General features: G+C 42.0%; 14 protein-coding genes. 9 read left to right on the forward strand and 5 right to left on the reverse strand.

The window, feature by feature from the left end:
• Positions 1 to 15: 15 nt before the first annotated feature.
• Positions 16 to 1,263 (forward strand): iron-sulfur cluster carrier protein ApbC, encoded by a 1,248-nt coding sequence (gene apbC / locus AC6CHI_RS00585; protein WP_498119036.1) that lies wholly within the window; start codon positions 16 to 18, stop codon positions 1,261 to 1,263.
• Between the two features lie 72 nt (positions 1,264 to 1,335).
• On the opposite strand, the gene AC6CHI_RS00590 is transcribed toward apbC, so the two are convergent.
• A complete protein-coding gene (locus AC6CHI_RS00590; RefSeq protein WP_498119037.1) occupies positions 1,336 to 1,929 on the reverse strand; it encodes a DUF2062 domain-containing protein in 594 nt (197 codons plus the stop codon).
• Between the two features lie 373 nt (positions 1,930 to 2,302).
• Here AC6CHI_RS00590 and AC6CHI_RS00595 point away from each other — a divergent pair, with 373 nt between their 5' ends.
• The 6 genes from AC6CHI_RS00595 (at position 2,303) to AC6CHI_RS00620 (ending at position 9,535) form a co-directional block, all read left to right on the forward strand.
• Entirely contained in the window at positions 2,303 to 2,896 is a 594-nt protein-coding gene (locus AC6CHI_RS00595) for a LysE family translocator (RefSeq protein ID WP_458890960.1), read from the forward strand.
• 132 nt (positions 2,897 to 3,028) lie between these two features.
• A complete protein-coding gene (gene dcd, locus AC6CHI_RS00600) occupies positions 3,029 to 3,598 on the forward strand; it encodes a dCTP deaminase (protein ID WP_004814752.1) in 570 nt (189 codons plus the stop codon).
• 299 nt (positions 3,599 to 3,897) lie between these two features.
• Positions 3,898 to 5,298, forward strand: coding sequence for a hypothetical protein (locus AC6CHI_RS00605; RefSeq protein WP_498119038.1), 1,401 nt, complete (start codon positions 3,898 to 3,900; stop codon positions 5,296 to 5,298).
• A gap of 10 nt (positions 5,299 to 5,308) precedes the next feature.
• Complete coding sequence (locus tag AC6CHI_RS00610; protein WP_498119039.1) at positions 5,309 to 5,926, forward strand: hypothetical protein; 618 nt, start codon at positions 5,309 to 5,311, stop codon at positions 5,924 to 5,926.
• A gap of 23 nt (positions 5,927 to 5,949) precedes the next feature.
• Positions 5,950 to 8,187 carry a DUF6160 family protein gene (locus AC6CHI_RS00615; protein ID WP_498119040.1) on the forward strand — a complete coding sequence of 746 codons (2,238 nt, stop codon included), beginning with the start codon at positions 5,950 to 5,952 and terminating at the stop codon, positions 8,185 to 8,187.
• Between the two features lie 25 nt (positions 8,188 to 8,212).
• Positions 8,213 to 9,535, forward strand: coding sequence for a hypothetical protein (locus AC6CHI_RS00620; RefSeq protein ID WP_498119041.1), 1,323 nt, complete (start codon positions 8,213 to 8,215; stop codon positions 9,533 to 9,535).
• Positions 9,536 to 9,590: 55 nt separating this feature from the next.
• On the opposite strand, the gene AC6CHI_RS00625 is transcribed toward AC6CHI_RS00620, so the two are convergent.
• The 4 genes from AC6CHI_RS00625 to AC6CHI_RS00640 all read right to left on the reverse strand — a co-directional run bounded on the left by AC6CHI_RS00625 (position 9,591) and on the right by AC6CHI_RS00640 (position 16,300).
• The gene (locus tag AC6CHI_RS00625; RefSeq protein ID WP_498119042.1) at positions 9,591 to 11,306 is read right to left on the reverse strand and encodes a proline--tRNA ligase; all 1,716 of its coding nucleotides are present in this window, start codon (positions 11,304 to 11,306) and stop codon (positions 9,591 to 9,593) included.
• 89 nt (positions 11,307 to 11,395) lie between these two features.
• Complete coding sequence (locus tag AC6CHI_RS00630) at positions 11,396 to 14,500, reverse strand: efflux RND transporter permease subunit (RefSeq protein WP_498119043.1); 3,105 nt, start codon at positions 14,498 to 14,500, stop codon at positions 11,396 to 11,398.
• Positions 14,501 to 14,515: 15 nt separating this feature from the next.
• Positions 14,516 to 15,625 carry an efflux RND transporter periplasmic adaptor subunit gene (locus AC6CHI_RS00635; RefSeq protein WP_498119044.1) on the reverse strand — a complete coding sequence of 370 codons (1,110 nt, stop codon included), beginning with the start codon at positions 15,623 to 15,625 and terminating at the stop codon, positions 14,516 to 14,518.
• 33 nt (positions 15,626 to 15,658) lie between these two features.
• Positions 15,659 to 16,300: a hypothetical protein gene (locus tag AC6CHI_RS00640; RefSeq protein ID WP_498119045.1), complete on the reverse strand. Its 642-nt coding sequence runs from the start codon at positions 16,298 to 16,300 to the stop codon at positions 15,659 to 15,661.
• Between the two features lie 281 nt (positions 16,301 to 16,581).
• On the opposite strand from AC6CHI_RS00640, the gene pilG reads away from it, so the two are divergent.
• A complete protein-coding gene (gene pilG, locus AC6CHI_RS00645; protein ID WP_106985073.1) occupies positions 16,582 to 16,965 on the forward strand; it encodes a twitching motility response regulator PilG in 384 nt (127 codons plus the stop codon).
• A gap of 22 nt (positions 16,966 to 16,987) precedes the next feature.
• Positions 16,988 to 17,356 (forward strand): response regulator, encoded by a 369-nt coding sequence (locus tag AC6CHI_RS00650; protein ID WP_458890951.1) that lies wholly within the window; start codon positions 16,988 to 16,990, stop codon positions 17,354 to 17,356.

A 17,356-nucleotide genomic window follows, 5' to 3' on the forward strand; every position in this document is an offset into this window, starting at 1 on the left:
ACTTGGAGTAAATGTATGTCGTGGCTTTCTTCACTTAAATCCGTTTTTTCACCAGCACAAGAGGTGAAAGAAGAAGAAATCCAGCAGGTTTTACAGCACTATCTTTTGCCGAATTCCAATCAGGCATTAAAAGATCGTATTTCTCAAGTCAATGTTCAAGGTCGTGTATTACAAATCACCATGAATACCTATCCTGAAGAAGCAGATCATTTACAAAAAATTCATGATGATTTGGCCGATGCCTTAGAGAAATGTGGCATCCAAGAATTGAATATGCATGTGATTCAACAAAAGACAGGGCAGAAATCGGGTGGTTGTGGGCATGATCATGCGCAAGGTGAAAGCTGCTCAACACCTAGTCAGAGTGCGAAAAGCACGTTACCGCCTGTGATGGATGCCTCAGCAACTCCGTCGGCTGAACCTGATCCAAACAATCCTCCAATTGCCAAAGCTGCACCGCAACAGCGTGATGTGCCGAAGCACCCTCGTATTCAAAATGTGATTTTGGTGTCCTCGGGTAAAGGCGGTGTGGGTAAATCTACCACCACAGTCAATTTGGCCTTAGCTTTACAGCAATTGGGTTTGAGCGTAGGTGTCTTGGATGCGGACATTTACGGTCCTAGCATTCCAACCATGTTGGGCAATGCGGGCAAAACCCCAATGATCGAGGCAGAAAATTTTGTCCCATTAGATGCTTATGGACTTGCAGTATTATCGATTGGTCATTTGACTGGCGACCACAATACGCCTGTGGCGTGGCGTGGGCCAAAAGCTACCGGTGCATTAATGCAGTTGTTTAATCAGACCTTATGGCCTGATTTGGATGTATTGGTCATTGATATGCCACCAGGCACAGGGGATATTCAACTGACGTTGGCACAACGTATTCCAGTGACAGGTGCGGTCATTGTCACCACCCCACAAAATGTCGCGTTAATGGATGCCACTAAAGGTATTGAATTATTTAACCGCGTCCACATTCCAGTGATGGGTGTAATTGAAAATATGTCGACGCACATTTGTTCTAACTGTGGTTTTGAAGAGCAAATATTTGGAACCGGGGGCGGAGATAAATTGGCGGAGCAATACCACATTCCATTGCTGGGTCGTTTGCCTTTAGATGCAAAAATTCGTGAAAATGCAGATGCAGGACAACCGTCAGTGATTGCAGGCGATGTGGCGGCGGAAAGTTATTTGGCGATTGCGCAAAAAATTGCAGATAAATTACCGAAAGCAGAAAAAGATAAGACGCGTATTTTTTAAGCTGCGGGCGGATAGGGTATCTTCATCAAGATATCCTATCTAGTAGCCCTGCAATTTGCTTACAGCATTAGCTTAAGAGTCTTTGTGGTTTAAGCGGTTGATCTGAAGGGCGGCTTTTAGTGCTTCATGCTGACTCAGACGTTTATGCCATTTACGCAGCACAGTCCAACGCCAAATTACGCGGGTACAAATATAAAATAAACAGGCTGCCAACAGTGCCTCAAGTACCAGTCCCGTCAATAAAATTTTCGCCAGATGCATGTCAATATGCCCATGCCCGAAGTTTTTGATCCAGTTAATAATTTGGTGTAATACCCCCAAAATCATATCTTGATCAATCATATTGACTTGAAAGATTTTACTCCCCAGCCAAAAGCCCAAATATAAAATCGGCACCACTGTGAGCGGGTTAGAGAGCCAAGCCAGAGTTAAGCTGAGCGGTAGATTCACTTCAATTAACAGCACAGTAAGTACAATAAAAACACTGTGGAAGGGAACAGGTAAAATACCCCAAAAAGTTCCAATAAAGACTGCTTGAGAAATCGATTTTCGATTGACGTACCAAAGCACAGGATTTAAGGTGCGTTGACCAAAAATCCGCATAAATTTCAATTGATTGACTTTTTCAGGAGAGGGAAGCCAAGATTGGAAAAATTTCTTTGCCATATGAAACTAGCTTTTCAGGACAGGGTATTGTGCATGATTTGGGAGTGAAACGGTAGTTTAATTCCCTGTGTAGCTGTAAGGAAATATGCTGAAGTTTCGCGCTTAAAACTGAAAATAAACTTAAAAATATAAGTGAATTGATGTCTGCACCTTATATTTAATGCGACTTTAAACACAAAATTCAAGCTAAAGGTGAAATAAATACTTACAGAATGACCGTGAGGTTTTATCTCAAATTTTATAGTTAATAGTCTGATTTTAAATGCTTTAATGTATTTTTACTCGAAGGGTTAGCGCTTTCCTTTACAATAATTTTTTTGCTATATTGAAATAATTAAACTACATTTCTTTCACTCAAGTGTGAGGTGAGAGTATGGTTTCGTTCTTCTTTATAGGACTCGTGGTTTCATTGCTGTTAACCCCAGGTCCAACCAATACTCTACTTGCATCATCTGGGATACAAGTGGGTATTCGTAAGTCTTTTCGCCTCATTCCTGCCGAGGCATTCGGATATCTGATTTCCATTACCTTATGGGGTGTCATTATTGGCACGGTATCACGTCACTATCCTTTAATTCCGACGCTGTTAAAGCTGTTCAGTGCAGCATATATCTTGTTCTTAGCCATTAAATTATGGAAAACTGCGGATGTGGTTGAAAGCTATACCCAACCATCGATTCGAGCGTATGAGCTTTTTATTGCAACATTATTAAACCCCAAAGCATTGTTGTTTGCTTCTGCAATTTTTCCGGCCATAGTGTGGAAAAATATGGATGCCTATGTCGCACATATGCTGGTGTTTTTGATTGTCCTTGTTCCAATTGCTTTTTTATGGACCTTTATTGGCTCAATTCTGGCCTCAAATCGGATTCGTTGGTTAACCCAGTCTAATCTACAAAAAACGGCATCCATTGTTTTGGTGAGTTTTTCTATTCCCCTCAGTTATTCCGCATTACTCAGTCTATAAATGATTTAATGCGATCTCGGATGGTTTGCTATTTTGAAAGATCGCATCATGCGAGGTGTTCGTATTTCCATTAAGGCTGAATTCGGTTAAAGTACAGCGCAAGAATTGCTTGAAGTTTTTGGAAATAAAAGAATGGCTATTAAGTCTGATCGTTGGATTCGCGAAATGAGCGAAAAGCACGGCATGATTGAACCCTATGCTGAAAATCAGGTGCGTTTTGATGAAAATGGCGAAAAGCTGATTTCTTATGGCGTATCGAGTTATGGCTATGATGTTCGTTGTGCGCGTGAATTTAAAGTGTTCACCAATGTTCACTCGGCTATTGTTGATCCAAAACATTTTGATGAAAAAAGTTTTATCGATATCGAGTCCGATGTTTGTATTATTCCACCCAACTCATTTGCGCTAGCCCGTACTGTGGAGTATTTCCGTATTCCGCGTAATGTATTGACTGTATGTTTGGGCAAATCAACTTATGCACGTTGCGGTATTATTGTAAACGTAACGCCGTTGGAGCCAGAGTGGGAAGGTCATGTCACACTCGAATTTTCGAATACCACCAACTTACCTGCACGTATTTATGCGGGTGAAGGTGTTGCACAAATGCTATTTTTTGAAAGTGATGAAGTGTGCGAAACCTCTTACAAAGACCGTGGTGGTAAGTACCAAGGACAAACTGGAGTGACCTTACCGAAAGCTTAGTGCTTCTTGATGAGTCCTCTTGAAAAACCTATTTGTGGAAACAAATAGGTTTTTTTTTGTGCATCAAAACCAGCATCAAACGCATTTTTAAATATGGATAGTTCGACTTCATTCATCGGAAAAAGCCTGCATTTTCCGAGTTTTTTTTGCAATCGGGTCAATATTCAGCATAATGAGGATGAAAAATGACTTGGTGAAATGAGCCGTATACGGCGGCATTTGACAGTAAAACAAAGCATAACCAAGTCCAGGATGAACAGAATAATGATGCGGAGCATCTCATAACAAGGAAGGTCGCGATGACGGATCGGCACACGACAATTTTACGTAAAACTTTACTGGCGAGTGTAATCGGACTGTGTTGCTCGTCTAGCTTTGCCTTAGAAGCACTTTCCGATCAGGTCTTGAGCAATGCTACAGGAGAAGGAATTGCGATCTTGCCTGAAAATTTCAAAATGGTCTTTCAGGCGGCTGAGGATGGACTGACCGCAGCACAAAACCAAAGCCGTTTAGCCAACCGTAATTATGATACGGGCTTTATTCGTTTTATTCCTGTAGGACCACTTTCAGAGACTGCTAAAACAGCAGGTGCTAAAAAGGCAGATGTATTTCTGTATGGTTTAGCTTTATCCGCATCCGATAGCAATCTTAACTCTCGTTTTAGTAACCTTGGCTTTAACTGGGGACAGGAAACCAATCCCTGGGTATTTAGTGTGAAATCAATCAGTACCACAGCCAATCGGGTGGTCTATGACTTTGCTGGTGAAGCACAAGATTTCAGTTATTTATCCTTAGAAGCACCTTATGTATTGGATGGTGCAGCCAATACCGCAGCGGACAATAATATTAAATTGGGTTTATGGGGAGATTTCTTTGCACGAAACCCTTTGGTTGCCGCACCAGTCGATGCCAAAAATGGTGCACCTGCCAATTTAAATGGTTTAGATCAACGCTTACGTTTACAACTGGTTGCCAATGGGTTGTCCTTAAATGGTTCCAACTTGAAGCTGTTCCAAACTTTGGGAGGGGCGGCAAGTTCATCTTTGCCGACTTCGTATAACAATACCCTAGGTCTGGCGGCCTTAATCCGTTTAAATACCAATGATAATCCAACATTAGCCACCACTGAAGATCCATCCAAAGCCTTAAGAATTAGCACCGCAGAGACATTAGCCACCGATATTAGCAATGATTTAACTACCCCTGCCATTTCAAAAACGCTAGCACCGACATTTAACGCCAATGATGGGGTATTTTTATATAGTCCGAATATCAACTTGGTTTTGGGGAGTGTATATCAACCGCTGATTGTGGATACCGCAGCAGACGGTCAGAACTTTGTAATTGAATTGACCCGGATTCCAAACAAAGCCAATGTTTACCAGCAGATTTATACAGATTATAGCGCGTTGGCAAGTGGCGCAACTTCGGTCTATAAGGGATCTACATGTAATGTGCAATATTGTGGCGACCCTATCAGCATGGGGCAGACCTATCAGGGCAACACTGCCACGCACAGCAGTATATCGATTGGTACGGTTGGCTTTAGCAATAACAATAAATTCTTAAAAGCCGATACCAGCAATAATGCGGTGGGCATTAGTTTTGTCACACCAACAGGAACCAAGACCAATTTAGGTTCTGCAGCGATTGATGGCATGCTCATCCAGCATTTAAAAATAACCACAACAGGGCTGTGAGGACAAAACAATGAAGCGATATCTCCTTAGCATATTGTTGCTGGGCTCTCAATTGGCTCGTGCAGATTTAGCGGTTTTAGATCCGATTGAGCTGGCGAATATACGTGGGCAAGGTGGAGCCGATTTAAGTTGGTCTTTTTCTTTGAATCATAATTTACCGAGTAATATCAACGAAGTTCCCTATGAATATAGCTGTAATGGGGCAAGTAACGAGTTTTGCCGTTTGGCTTTTAATGTGAGTAATCGTAAAGATGCCAGCGGTAATTTGTATTGGCTGGTGTTTAAAAAAATCCAAGGGACTGTCGCAATCGATAAATTTCAGCTAGATGGCACAACGGTCACCACCAGCGCGGGCTATAAAACAGCGATGAAACTCACCTTTTTGGACGGCTATCCCATTCAGATTCGTAACTTTGGCTTTGAGGCACTGGCGATTGAAAAAGATAGTGGCAGTTCAGATGCACAAAAAGGCTATTTAAAGCAGACCACCTATAGTACCAGTCATGAGTCGGTCTTTGACCGTGGTTTAGAAACAGGTTTTACAGGCTTAAATATGCACGGCAACTTAGCCATGTCAGGCACAATCAAATTTTTTAGTTGCAATTCTTCAGCAGCATCACGTTGTTAATTCAATCACACAAGGAACGGTGAATGAGTACAAATAAAATCATAAAGCTCAGTGTGTTGGCTTCAAGTGTTTTACTGGCTCAACAAGTTTTTGCCTTACAAGAATTATCGGATCAAAATTTACGGACTGTTTCAGGACAAGATGGGATCACGCTAACCTATGAAACAGATCGAGTTACGATTGACCAATTCAACTGGAAAGACAATACCAATTTCTCCAATGGCACATCAGGGAATTTAAACCTGTCGCTCAATAATATTGAAGTGACGAAAGTCGATAATCACAAGATTGGCGGCAAGGTTAAGCTCGATGTTGGGACGAATGCGAATAAAACGGGGATCCGCTTGGAAGCAGTGGTTAATCCTGCCAATATCCATATGGCTAAAGTTGCGGTGTGTGGCGATGCAGCACGTGGCGCTGATTGTGCTAGTCAGAATACCTTAGGGGCTTTAACACTCCAAAATCGAGCACCCATGAATTTTGTGTTGGAAACCCGCAGTGGGTTATTTAATTCTAAAGATAAAGCCTACTTAGAGTTTGGACTGCAAAATGCCAATATTTTCCATACGCTAAAAAATGGAAGTGAATATAACCAATTTATTTTAAAAGATTTTAATTTTAACTTTAAAGGGACTGGCTATTTATATCTTGATGCCGATAAGGGAATGGTACTATCCACGACCTCCCCAAATGCTACCGATAGTAGCGTGAATGAAGTCGTGTTAGAGCGTGTCCCTGATCTGGATAATCCAGGTAAAACTCGCCCTGGTTTTAATCTTGATGTTCGCTATAAAACCAATGTGGGTAATGATGCTAAAAATTATACGGCCAACGATAATACCGACCAACTCAACTCAATTATTCGCTTAGGGGCATCAGGGCGTTTACGTGATGCTGAAATTTCAGTCAATGCCGACCGCACCAATTTAGGTGGAGCCGAAGGTACAAGTATTTCTAGTAATCCAATGACAGGTTCAACAGGTCTACATGTGAATGTGAAAACCAGTTTTACCCGTGATGAAAAGAATGCTTCTGGTGCGATTGTGGCTGAAGGAACTCGTTTTGAACTGGGACATACGGGCAAGAACTCCTATTCCATTGAATTTGGAAATTTAACCCCGTTACAGATTCGGACTCAGAGCGGTTCCAGTCTTGTAGCAAACAACAGTTTAGCCTATATCAACTTCGGCGACATTTATATCAATGCCGTGCAAACTAAATCATTAGAATTTGAAATTGGACAGAATATTGCCAAATTATTGGGTAAGCAAGCGGGTATTGATCGTTATAACTTAAGTAATACTGCCCAAAATGCAGTAGCAATTGCTGTTCGGGGGATGGATTTTCAGGCGATTGCGAGAAATGCCAAATTTATCGCCAATAACAGTAATGATGCGAGTCATCAAATTAGTTCACAAAGCGCTACTTGGGGCTTGGGCATTCCGATTTATAACTTAAATGCCAATTTAGGCTTATATGGCACAACTTATGGTGCCAATAATGCCGAGGCAATAGGCTTTGGTTTAACCATGTCCACCCAAGGTCGAGATGCTTCTGGTTCCAAAACGACTTCAATTATTCTGATTGATGGGGCACCCAATAGCTATAACACCACGGAAGAAGTGAACTATTACACAGGCTTGCGTAATATTGATTTGTTTATGGATGCTCAAGGGGTCTTAGCACTACAACAATCAGGAATTAAACTTGATTTGCCGCGTTTAGTAATTGCCATGGGTGCTGAGATTGCACTAGGGCAATTACCAGGCAGTCGATATGAGACGTCTGCTTGTGCAAATGCAGCAACCAGTAATTTGAGTTGTTTTGTTCCAGCCAATAGTTTTACCAATACAGATGATGTGCTATTTGGTTTGGCACTACGCTTAGACTCTTCTGCACAATTAAATATTTTACCAGGCACAGCAGCGGATAATCACTTAGCGATTCAAGGCAATATCAAACTGAATGCTTCCGATGCCAGCAACAATAGAAACTATTTGCATTTTAGCAATGTCCAAGATAATGCGACCATTGGTTTTGACCGTATACAGGGAGAGCTCGATTTAAATGCCAAAATCGTGCTCGAAAAAGATCAGGTCAAATTTAACAATAGCATTCGTTTAAATCCGTCCAATCAAGCTGCAGGCGTATTAAAGGCCGATGTGAATTTATACCCGACTGTAGATCGGGCGCAGAATTTGGGCACGATGGTGATGACGGGCGGGAATATTCGCAGTAGTTTTGGCATTACTCCAAGATAAAAAGAATGAAAGGAATAAAGTAGTCATGAAGACGAAGTTATTATTGAGTATTGTATTGGCATCAACCAGCATTCCAGTCATGGCAAAGAATTTACAAAGTCTTTCCGATCAGGAGCTATCTGATGTATCTGGTCAGGCATTGTTAACTTTGCAATATTTGCAAGGGATATCACAAACGGATTCAACAGGCACAACCTATAACCAGTCAAATATGGGTTTTTACAAGTTAGGACTCGAAGCGGTTATGGAGCTGAATGCCAATATTAATAAGCTGCAATTGGGTTGTGGTGGGGTTAATAACAGTGTTCGTGCAAACAGTTGCGATATTGATATCGATAATATTTCGCTCAGTGGATTGCCTGCAAATGCCAACTATACCTCGGATGAGCGCGCAGCGACGTCGGCAAAAATTACCAATCCATTTTTACAATTTGCGATTAAAAATCCGAATTCGGCTGCAACGCGTGAAGTGGTTGGATTTCGAGTCAGTGCAGAAAAAATTTCAGGGTTGATGACTTTGGGGACTGAGAATACGGCAACTCCCAATGGGATTAACTCCTTTAGTGGTTATATGAAAACCAAAACAGCATCAGGTACCGCTGTGACGCAGGCACGTACCATGACTTATGCTGATACCAATATGACGATCGATGGAGTGGTTGAAGGTGGATTGGGCGTAGGGGATTGTGGTCCTTGGTATAATCTATGTATTCCAGTGTCTTACTCATCTAAAAATTATAATTTAAACCTATCTTCAACTTCTGCTCCTTTTACCATTAACTCCACTGTTGTATCAGGGACACGTTTAAAAGATGTGGTATTAAAAGGCAGTGGTACGGTTGGACAAATTGACTTTAGTGGGCAATTAACAGCAACAGTTGCTGGTTTACTTAACTTAGATAAGCAAGTAACAGGCAATATTACGGGGCTGACTACCGATATTACGGTCAATCAAAACTTAGGTTTAATTCATGCCCTATATCTAAATAACCCAGCTTCATTATCGTTACAGTCCCAAAAAATATTGTGGCCTGGGGCGGCAGTAGCTGCCAATCAAGGCTGGTGGTTGTCTATGGAAGATGAAGTGGAACTCGGCAGTTTAAGCCCAACTACGCAAATAGCAATTACGAACCAAGTGTTACAGCAAACCATTGCAGGCATTAGTCAGGACTTAACTGATAATCCGCGAAAATGCGGTAATTTGTTGACTGGTTGTGTAGGCGGTTCCGCTCTAGCCGTTGGAAATATTCCACTGAACTCCACGACTTTAGATTTTCCACTGACCAATTTAACCTTACAAGGACAAAATTTCCGTTCTAACTGCTTTGGTGGAATGAAATTTTGTTAATGTCATTGCAATAAAAAATCCCGCAAAGTGCGGGATTTTTTATTCTAAGTAAAAATTACTTGGCAATTTTTGCTAATAATTCTTCTTTAGAAATGTTCACAGATTCAGCATCGGTACGACCTTTATATTCAAAAGTGCCTGCATCCAAGCCTTTCTCACCAATGACGATACGATGTGGAATCCCCGTTAATTCAAGATCCGAGAATTTTACGCCTGGACGTTCATTACGATCATCCAGTAATACATCATAACCCGCAGCTGTTAACTCAGCATATAAAGCTTCAGCCGCCTCTACAGTGCGTGGTGATTTGTGTGCATTCATTGGCACAATCGCAACTTCAAACGGAGCAATTGCTGCTGGCCAAATAATGCCTTTTTCATCGAAGTTTTGTTCAATAGCAGAAGCAACGACACGTGTTACCCCGATACCATAACAGCCCATAGTCACAGTAAATGGTTTGCCATCTTCACCCAATACTTTACAGCCTAATGCTTCTGAGTACTTTTGACCCAATTGGAAGATATGACCCACTTCAATACCGCGTTTAATTTGCAGGGTGCCTTTACCATCTGGAGATGGATCACCTTCAACCACATTACGAAGGTCATAAACTTCAGTAAACTGCGCATCACGCTCCCAGTTGACACCAGTGGCATGTTTATCTGCTTCGTTTGCACCCGCAACAAAGTCAGATAATACCGATGCAGCGCGGTCAACAATCACTGTAACGCCTTTTTCCACTAAGCCTTGTGGTCCAATATAACCAGCAGTCAGGCCAAGGCTCTGCATTTGAGCGTCAGTTGCAAAGGTTAATGGTGATGCAATTAACGGATGTTTCTCCGCTTTAATTTCATTTAGCTCATGATCACCGCGTAAGAATAAAGCGATAACAGGTATCTGACCATTTTCATCTGCCACACCTTGCACCAGCAATGCTTTCACAGATTGCGCAGGGTCTGACTTCAGGAACGCAGACACATCTGCAATGGTTTTTTGATTTGGTGTATCGACAATTTCCAAAGCTTGGGTTGGAGCAGCACGTTCGCCCACCAAGATCGCTTCAGCCATTTCAATGTTGGCTGCATAATCCGATTCGGTTGAGAAGGCGATATCATCTTCACCACTTGAAGCCAATACGTGGAATTCATGTGAACCTGAACCGCCGATTGAACCTGTATCCGCTTGAACTGGACGGAAATCTAAACCTAAACGCGTGAAAATGTTGCAATAGGTTTGATACATCAGATCATAAGTCTCTTGCAGAGAAGCTTGATCAGCATGGAAAGAATAAGCATCTTTCATAATGAATTCACGCGAACGCATCACGCCAAAACGAGGGCGGATTTCGTCACGGAATTTGGTTTGAATTTGGTAGAAGTTAATCGGCAATTGCTTATAACTTTTTAGTTCATTACGTGCTAAGTCGGTAATCACTTCTTCGTGAGTTGGTCCCAACACAAATGGATTATCGTGACGATCTTTGAAGCGCAATAATTCAGGACCGTATTGCACATAGCGCCCAGACTCCTCCCACAGGCTTGCAGGTTGCGCCACAGGCATAAATACTTCGAGTGCGCCTGAACGGTTCATTTCTTCACGTACAATCGCTTCAACTTTATTTAGCACACGTACGCCCATCGGCAGCCAAGTATATAAACCTGAAGCCAATTTACGAATCATGCCCGCACGGAGCATTAGTTGATGTGAAATAACTTCAGCATCGTTTGGGGTTTCTCTTAACGTTGCAAATAAAAAGCGACTCGCGCGCATGAAAACTGTCCTAATATTAATCGTGAGGATAATCCAATCATAAATGAAACGGACATAAGGTAATGACCGCTTATTTAACTTGCTCCGAATTATGCCATGATTTTGTCTTTGACACGAAGTAGAAAATTCTTAAAGTCATCCAAGTAGGTAAAGATCACAGGAACGACCACCAAGGTGAGTAAGGTTGAGGTTATGACCCCGCCAATCACGGCATGTGCCATTGGTGCGCTTTGTTCGCCACCTTCACCTAATCCAAGAGCCAAAGGGATCATCCCCATAACCATCGCGCTGGTGGTCATCAAAATGGGGCGTAAACGGGTTTTGCCTGCCTGAAGAATCGCATCGTAACGATTGCTGCCAGATTCCATGGCTTTTTTAATAAAGTCAATCAGGAGGATGGCATTTTTAGTGACTAAGCCCATCAGCATAATAATGCCAATGATCGAAAAAAGGTTCATGGTCGAGTTAAACAGGAATAAGGCCAAAAACACGCCAATTAAGGACAGAGGGAGCGAGGCCATAATCGCGGCAGGATGAATGAAACTATTAAACTGCGAGCCGAGTACAATATAAATAAACACAATCGACAGGGTGATGGCGGTCAGGGCATATCCAGCAGATTCTGCCATATCAGCATTTGCCCCTTGTGTATCAAAACTATAGCCCGCTGGCAGTTTAAAGTTATTTTGAATTTTTTGAATATCTGCACCAATATCACCCGCAGGACGACCTGTTGTATTGGCTTCGACTAAGACTTCTCTGGCTAGATCACGCCGATTAATTTGTGACGCGCCTAAACGCTGCTCTAGACTGGCAATACTGCCTAAAGGAACCAGAATATTGTGTCCAGCCTGATCCTGCTTGCTTGAGTTGATATATAAGCCAGCTAAATCACTCGGCAGGCTGCGTTGGCTTTCTGCTAGACGAACATTGACATCATAGCTTTCGCCACGTGCATCTTGCCACGTTGTTACGTTGTCCCCAGCAATTAAAGGCCGTATCACATTGGCAATCTGGCTAACGGATAATCCCAAATCATTGGCCAAAACCCGATTGATCTGTACATTCAGGGTCGCTTTAGGTTCTTTGAGTGAACTTTCCAGATCGACCACACCAGGCACTTGGGCAACTTGTGTCATGAATTGATCTGAGATGTGTTGCAGTTCATCTAAATCGGGACCTTTAATGGAAATCATGATCGGCTTTTGACCGCCTGAAACATTTTCATCCGCAGATGCAACTGAGGTAATGCTGATGCCTGCAATGCTTTGTAAGCGATGTCGGAATTCATTGTTTAATTGCACCAGTGTTTGAGTACGTTGCTGGCGTGGAGAGACCGTTACCCTTAAGCTGACATGGTTCTTACCACGATCTGTCGCGCCGTTAATTACCCCATAGGTATTGAGTACCTCAGGATGCTGTCGCAAGACCTTTTCAACCTGTAATAATTTGGCTTGTGAATACTCCAGCGAGGCATTCACAGGCGTTTCAAATTTAATGCGAATTTGTGCTTTATCGGGCACAGGTACGAATTCGGTGCCAATCATTTTCGATAAGGCTAATGCACCAAATAATGAGGCAATCGCAATCAATAGGGTGATCAATCGGAAACGTAAGGCCAGTTTTAACAAATATTCGTAAAGGATGGTTATACGGTCAAGCTGATGAGCGAGGGCATTAAAGAATCTTTTTAATACGCTCGGTTTAGCATTTTGTCGAGGTTTGGCGGTCCAATGTGCCGAAAGCATGGGGTCAAGCGTGAAACTGACAAACATGGAAATCAGTACCGCTGTGCTGACAGTTACTCCAAATTGATAAAAAAAGCGGCCAATAATGCCCCCCATAAAAGCAACGGGTAAAAATACCGCCACAATCGTTAAGGTGGTGGCCAATACCGCCAGACCAATTTCTTTGGTGCCGTCCAATGCAGCAGTCACATGGTCTTTGCCCATATCAGCATGTCGGACAATATTTTCACGCACCACAATCGCATCATCAATCAATAGACCAATGCTGAGCGAGAGGGCCAATAGGGTCATCATGTTAATACTAAAGCCAAATGCCCAAATCATGGCTAAAGTACCAAGTAAGGATATCGGCAATGTCATCCCTGTAATTGCTGTTGAGCGGAATGAACCGAGGAACAGCAACACAATCAGTACTGCAAGCATCGCGCCTTCTAATATGGTGCGCGCGACATCTTTAATGCTGCCGCGAATCCCTTTGGAGCTATCCACCACCACTTTGGCACTCATGCCTTGAGGCAATTGCATTTCAATTTTGGCTAAGGCTTTGTAGGTTCCATCTACAACCTGAATAATATTTGAATCGGAGTTACGTAATACATCTACCGCGACAGCAGGATTACCATTTAAAAAGGCACTGGATTCCAGTTCTGCCTGACTATCCTCGACGCTGGCGACCTGTTTTAAAAAAATAGGCGTAGCATTTTTGGTAGCCACAATTAAATCGCCAAAGGCATAAGGATGTATCACCTTGGAGTTGATCTCGACCACGAGTTCAGAATGTGCCTGTTTTAAGGTTCCGCCCGGGATTTCAATATTTTCACTTTTTAGCGTATTGATCACTTGATCAATTCCAATGCCATAGCTTTGTAGCTTGAACGGATCAATCACAATCCGTATCTGACGCTGACTATCACCCAGTAAATTAACCGCACCCACCCCAGAAACAGTTTGTAATTCTGGCAGGATCCGTTGGTCGACATAACTACTGAGTTCGCTGAGTGATTGTCGATCGGACTCAAAAACAATCGACATCACCGCGCTGGCCGTAGGGTCATAGCGCTCCACAATCGGGTCTTGAATTTCGTCGCGGAATTCTGCTGTGACGGGTGCAATTTTGTCGCGAATATCTTGGGCAGCGACAGCAGAGGGGACATCTAAATTAAATTCCACAATAATGGTGGAAAGGCCTTCACTGGATTGAGAGATGACTTGCTTCAGTCCAGCAATAGTATTGATCTGATCTTCCATTTTTTTGGTAATTTCAGATTCAATGGTTTCAGGAGAAGCCCCAGCATAAGTGGTATGTATGACGACGAAGGGAAAATCGACATCAGGAAACTCTTCCACGCTCATACGCTGCCATGAGGCTAACCCAAGCACCATTAAACAGAGCATCATCATAATGGTAAAAACAGGGTATTTCACACTGATTCGGGTTAACCACATGTTAAGATCCTGAACTTATTTATTTTTTTGAATGGTAACGGTCTTATGTAAGTCGTTATCGTTAAACTTTATGCGGCTGACTTGATCACCAGTTTGGAGTCCATCTATCACCGCGATATTTTCACTATAACGTTGCTCCAAAATTTGAATCGGAACACGCTCAATTTTTTGTTGTCGTATGACCCAAACATAAGGGTGATGGTCTATATCTCGAATGGTATCTAAAGGAATTAACTGTCCAGAAACTGAAGAAGTTTCCAGGATATGTCCTTCAACAAATGCCCCAATACTGAGCGGGTTTAGTGGTGAATTCGGGGTTGCAAAGAACTCTATTTGACGGCTATTTAAATCGGCAAGTGGGGAAATACGGCTCAGGGTTGCTTGAAGTTGCTGACGTTCACCTTGTAAATGGTACTCGATTTTTTGCCCAACTTTGAGAGCCTTGCGTTGATCACTCGCTAAACGTGCCTGAATTTCTAAACCAGAAGGATCGATTATTTCAAAAAGGGTCTGCCCAGCTGCAACGGTCTGTCCTGGTTCAACATGGCGTGTGGTAATAATCCCTGTAATGGGGCTGCGAAGCGAACCATCTTGTTGTGCTTTTAAGGCAATCTCCACACTGGCTTGTTGTGCATTCACATTTTCTAATTGAGCCTGATAATCCACTTGGCTTTGTTCGTACTCTACTTTTGAAATAAAACCCTGATCCAATAAGCGTTTTTTTCGTTGCATCATGTTTTGAGCAAGACGGGCTTGTGCTTGGGTTGCGGCTAAATTAGCTTTGGCTTGTGCTAAACGGGCTTCATTGTCCTGATTATTGAGTTGAACCAGAAGTTGTCCTTGTTGAACGGCATCACCGATCTCCGCTTTAACTAGAGTGGCTGTTGCGCTAATTTGCGATTGCAGACTACTTTGTTTAATGGCGCGAATGGTACCTGTAAATGGAGTTTTATCGATAGCTTGACCATAATTGAGCGTGACGAGGTCTTGTTGAATCAGTTCAATGCTTACCTCGGTTGTTGATGGGGGCGGAGTAGGCTGTTGATGACATGCACTGACTAAGATACAGCTGCTGATGCTTAATGCGAGAATACGAGACTGAAATAATCGTGGGACAAGCTGCATCTAAACATCCTTATCTGAGGTCAAATTGCAGGATTAATTTTCCATGGCTTTTAAACGCGCAATAATATTGGCGTATTCAGCTTGAGTATTACGATAGTTGCTTTGTAATGACTGAATCTGCTGCTTCTTATTGTTAATATTGCTGGCATTGTTGTTCAAATTGCTTTTGAGCATGGCAGGAACAGGGTCGCCTTTGCGTAGATATTCCATTTCTTGGCGTTTAAGGATGATTCGGTCATTTTGTAACTGTTTTAACTGATCTTGCTGAAAGTTAATTTGATTTTTAATATTGACTAAAGCTTCATTGCGTTTATTCGTGGCGACTGTACTATTTGTATAGGCACGTTTGATGCGTAAATCAGCTTCACGTTGCTTAGCCTGTGCTGCACGTTGCGGTGCTTTCTTTTCTTCGGTAACAGCATTATATGCTCGATTACGTTGAATAACCTGCATATTTTGGTCTAAAGCTTCATAGCCATAGCGAATATGGTTGGGGGTTACATTGGTACTAATATTTGCAACACCTTTGCTATCATAGTAACGATACCAGACCGCTTTAGGCGGTTCGGCAAAGCTTGGGGTAGATTGAAGGAACATAAGGCTTAAAAATAACAATTTGAAAGCTATTTCCTTTTTTGCAATGAAAGCGAGTTTGCAACTAAACTGACTTTTCATTGAGTCCCCCAGCAAAGTTAAAGTTGACTAAATTACTTATTTTTAAGTAATAATAAAGTTATATTAGAACTAATCTGTTTAAGAAAAAACATCTATTCATCAAAAAAAAAATTGGGATGTGTTAAAGTGTGAGTTTGTACAAAAAAAAAGATAAAAGTGTCGATTAAGTTCAAAACTGTTCATTGAAAATACAAGTAAATATATGTTAAAAATGTTGGCAACTTGTAATAAAACTTTTATACCAAATGTTTGTACATACTAAAAATGGGACGGGTCATTAAATGGACGATAAATTTCAAAATCTAAAAGTCATGGTAATTGATGATTCAAAAACCATTCGCCGTACCGCAGAAACATTATTACAACGTGAAGGTTGTGAGGTGGTGACCGCAGTAGATGGTTTCGAAGCGCTCTCAAAAATTGCTGAAGCGAATCCAGATATTGTTTTTGTCGATATCATGATGCCACGTTTAGATGGTTATCAAACCTGTGCACTCATTAAAAATTCACAAAATTATCAAAACATTCCGGTCGTTATGCTATCGAGTAAAGATGGTTTATTTGATCAGGCTAAAGGTCGTGTTGTCGGTTCAGATGAATATTTAACTAAACCGTTCAGTAAAGATGAACTATTAAACGCAATTCGTAATCACGTAACAGCATAAGTTTTTTGCATTGGGGAAGAGCATGGCTCGTATATTGGTTGTAGATGATTCACCTACAGAAACATTTCGTTTTAGAGAAATTTTAGGCAAGCATGGCTTTGAAGTGATTGAAGCTTCCAATGGTGCTGATGGGGTCACCATGGCACAAGCTGAATTACCAGACCTTGTGCTTATGGATGTTGTGATGCCTGGCGTTAATGGCTTCCAAGCAACTCGCCAAATCTCGCGTGGGGAAACTACAAAGCACATTCCAATTGTGATTGTAAGTACCAAAGATCAGGCAACTGACCGTGTTTGGGGTAAACGTCAGGGTGCGATTGATTATTTAACCAAGCCAATCGATGAGCAACAATTAATCGATACCATCAAGCAGCACCTCAACGCAGGATAA

This window comes from Acinetobacter sp. GQ146, from assembly GCF_059758585.1.

Coding starts and splice junctions, on each gene's coding strand:
- AC6CHI_RS00640 (WP_498119045.1), bottom strand. CDS start 16,300: ATGAAAAGTCAGTTTAGTTGCAAACTCGCTTTCATTGCAAAAAAGGAA.
- AC6CHI_RS00610 (WP_498119039.1), top strand. CDS start 5,309: ATGAAGCGATATCTCCTTAGCATATTGTTGCTGGGCTCTCAATTGGCT.
- dcd (WP_004814752.1), top strand. CDS start 3,029: ATGGCTATTAAGTCTGATCGTTGGATTCGCGAAATGAGCGAAAAGCAC.
- AC6CHI_RS00595 (WP_458890960.1), top strand. CDS start 2,303: ATGGTTTCGTTCTTCTTTATAGGACTCGTGGTTTCATTGCTGTTAACC.
- AC6CHI_RS00650 (WP_458890951.1), top strand. CDS start 16,988: ATGGCTCGTATATTGGTTGTAGATGATTCACCTACAGAAACATTTCGT.
- AC6CHI_RS00590 (WP_498119037.1), bottom strand. CDS start 1,929: ATGGCAAAGAAATTTTTCCAATCTTGGCTTCCCTCTCCTGAAAAAGTC.
- AC6CHI_RS00625 (WP_498119042.1), bottom strand. CDS start 11,306: ATGCGCGCGAGTCGCTTTTTATTTGCAACGTTAAGAGAAACCCCAAAC.
- apbC (WP_498119036.1), top strand. CDS start 16: ATGTCGTGGCTTTCTTCACTTAAATCCGTTTTTTCACCAGCACAAGAG.
- AC6CHI_RS00605 (WP_498119038.1), top strand. CDS start 3,898: ATGACGGATCGGCACACGACAATTTTACGTAAAACTTTACTGGCGAGT.
- AC6CHI_RS00620 (WP_498119041.1), top strand. CDS start 8,213: ATGAAGACGAAGTTATTATTGAGTATTGTATTGGCATCAACCAGCATT.
- pilG (WP_106985073.1), top strand. CDS start 16,582: ATGGACGATAAATTTCAAAATCTAAAAGTCATGGTAATTGATGATTCA.
- AC6CHI_RS00635 (WP_498119044.1), bottom strand. CDS start 15,625: ATGCAGCTTGTCCCACGATTATTTCAGTCTCGTATTCTCGCATTAAGC.
- AC6CHI_RS00630 (WP_498119043.1), bottom strand. CDS start 14,500: ATGTGGTTAACCCGAATCAGTGTGAAATACCCTGTTTTTACCATTATG.
- AC6CHI_RS00615 (WP_498119040.1), top strand. CDS start 5,950: ATGAGTACAAATAAAATCATAAAGCTCAGTGTGTTGGCTTCAAGTGTT.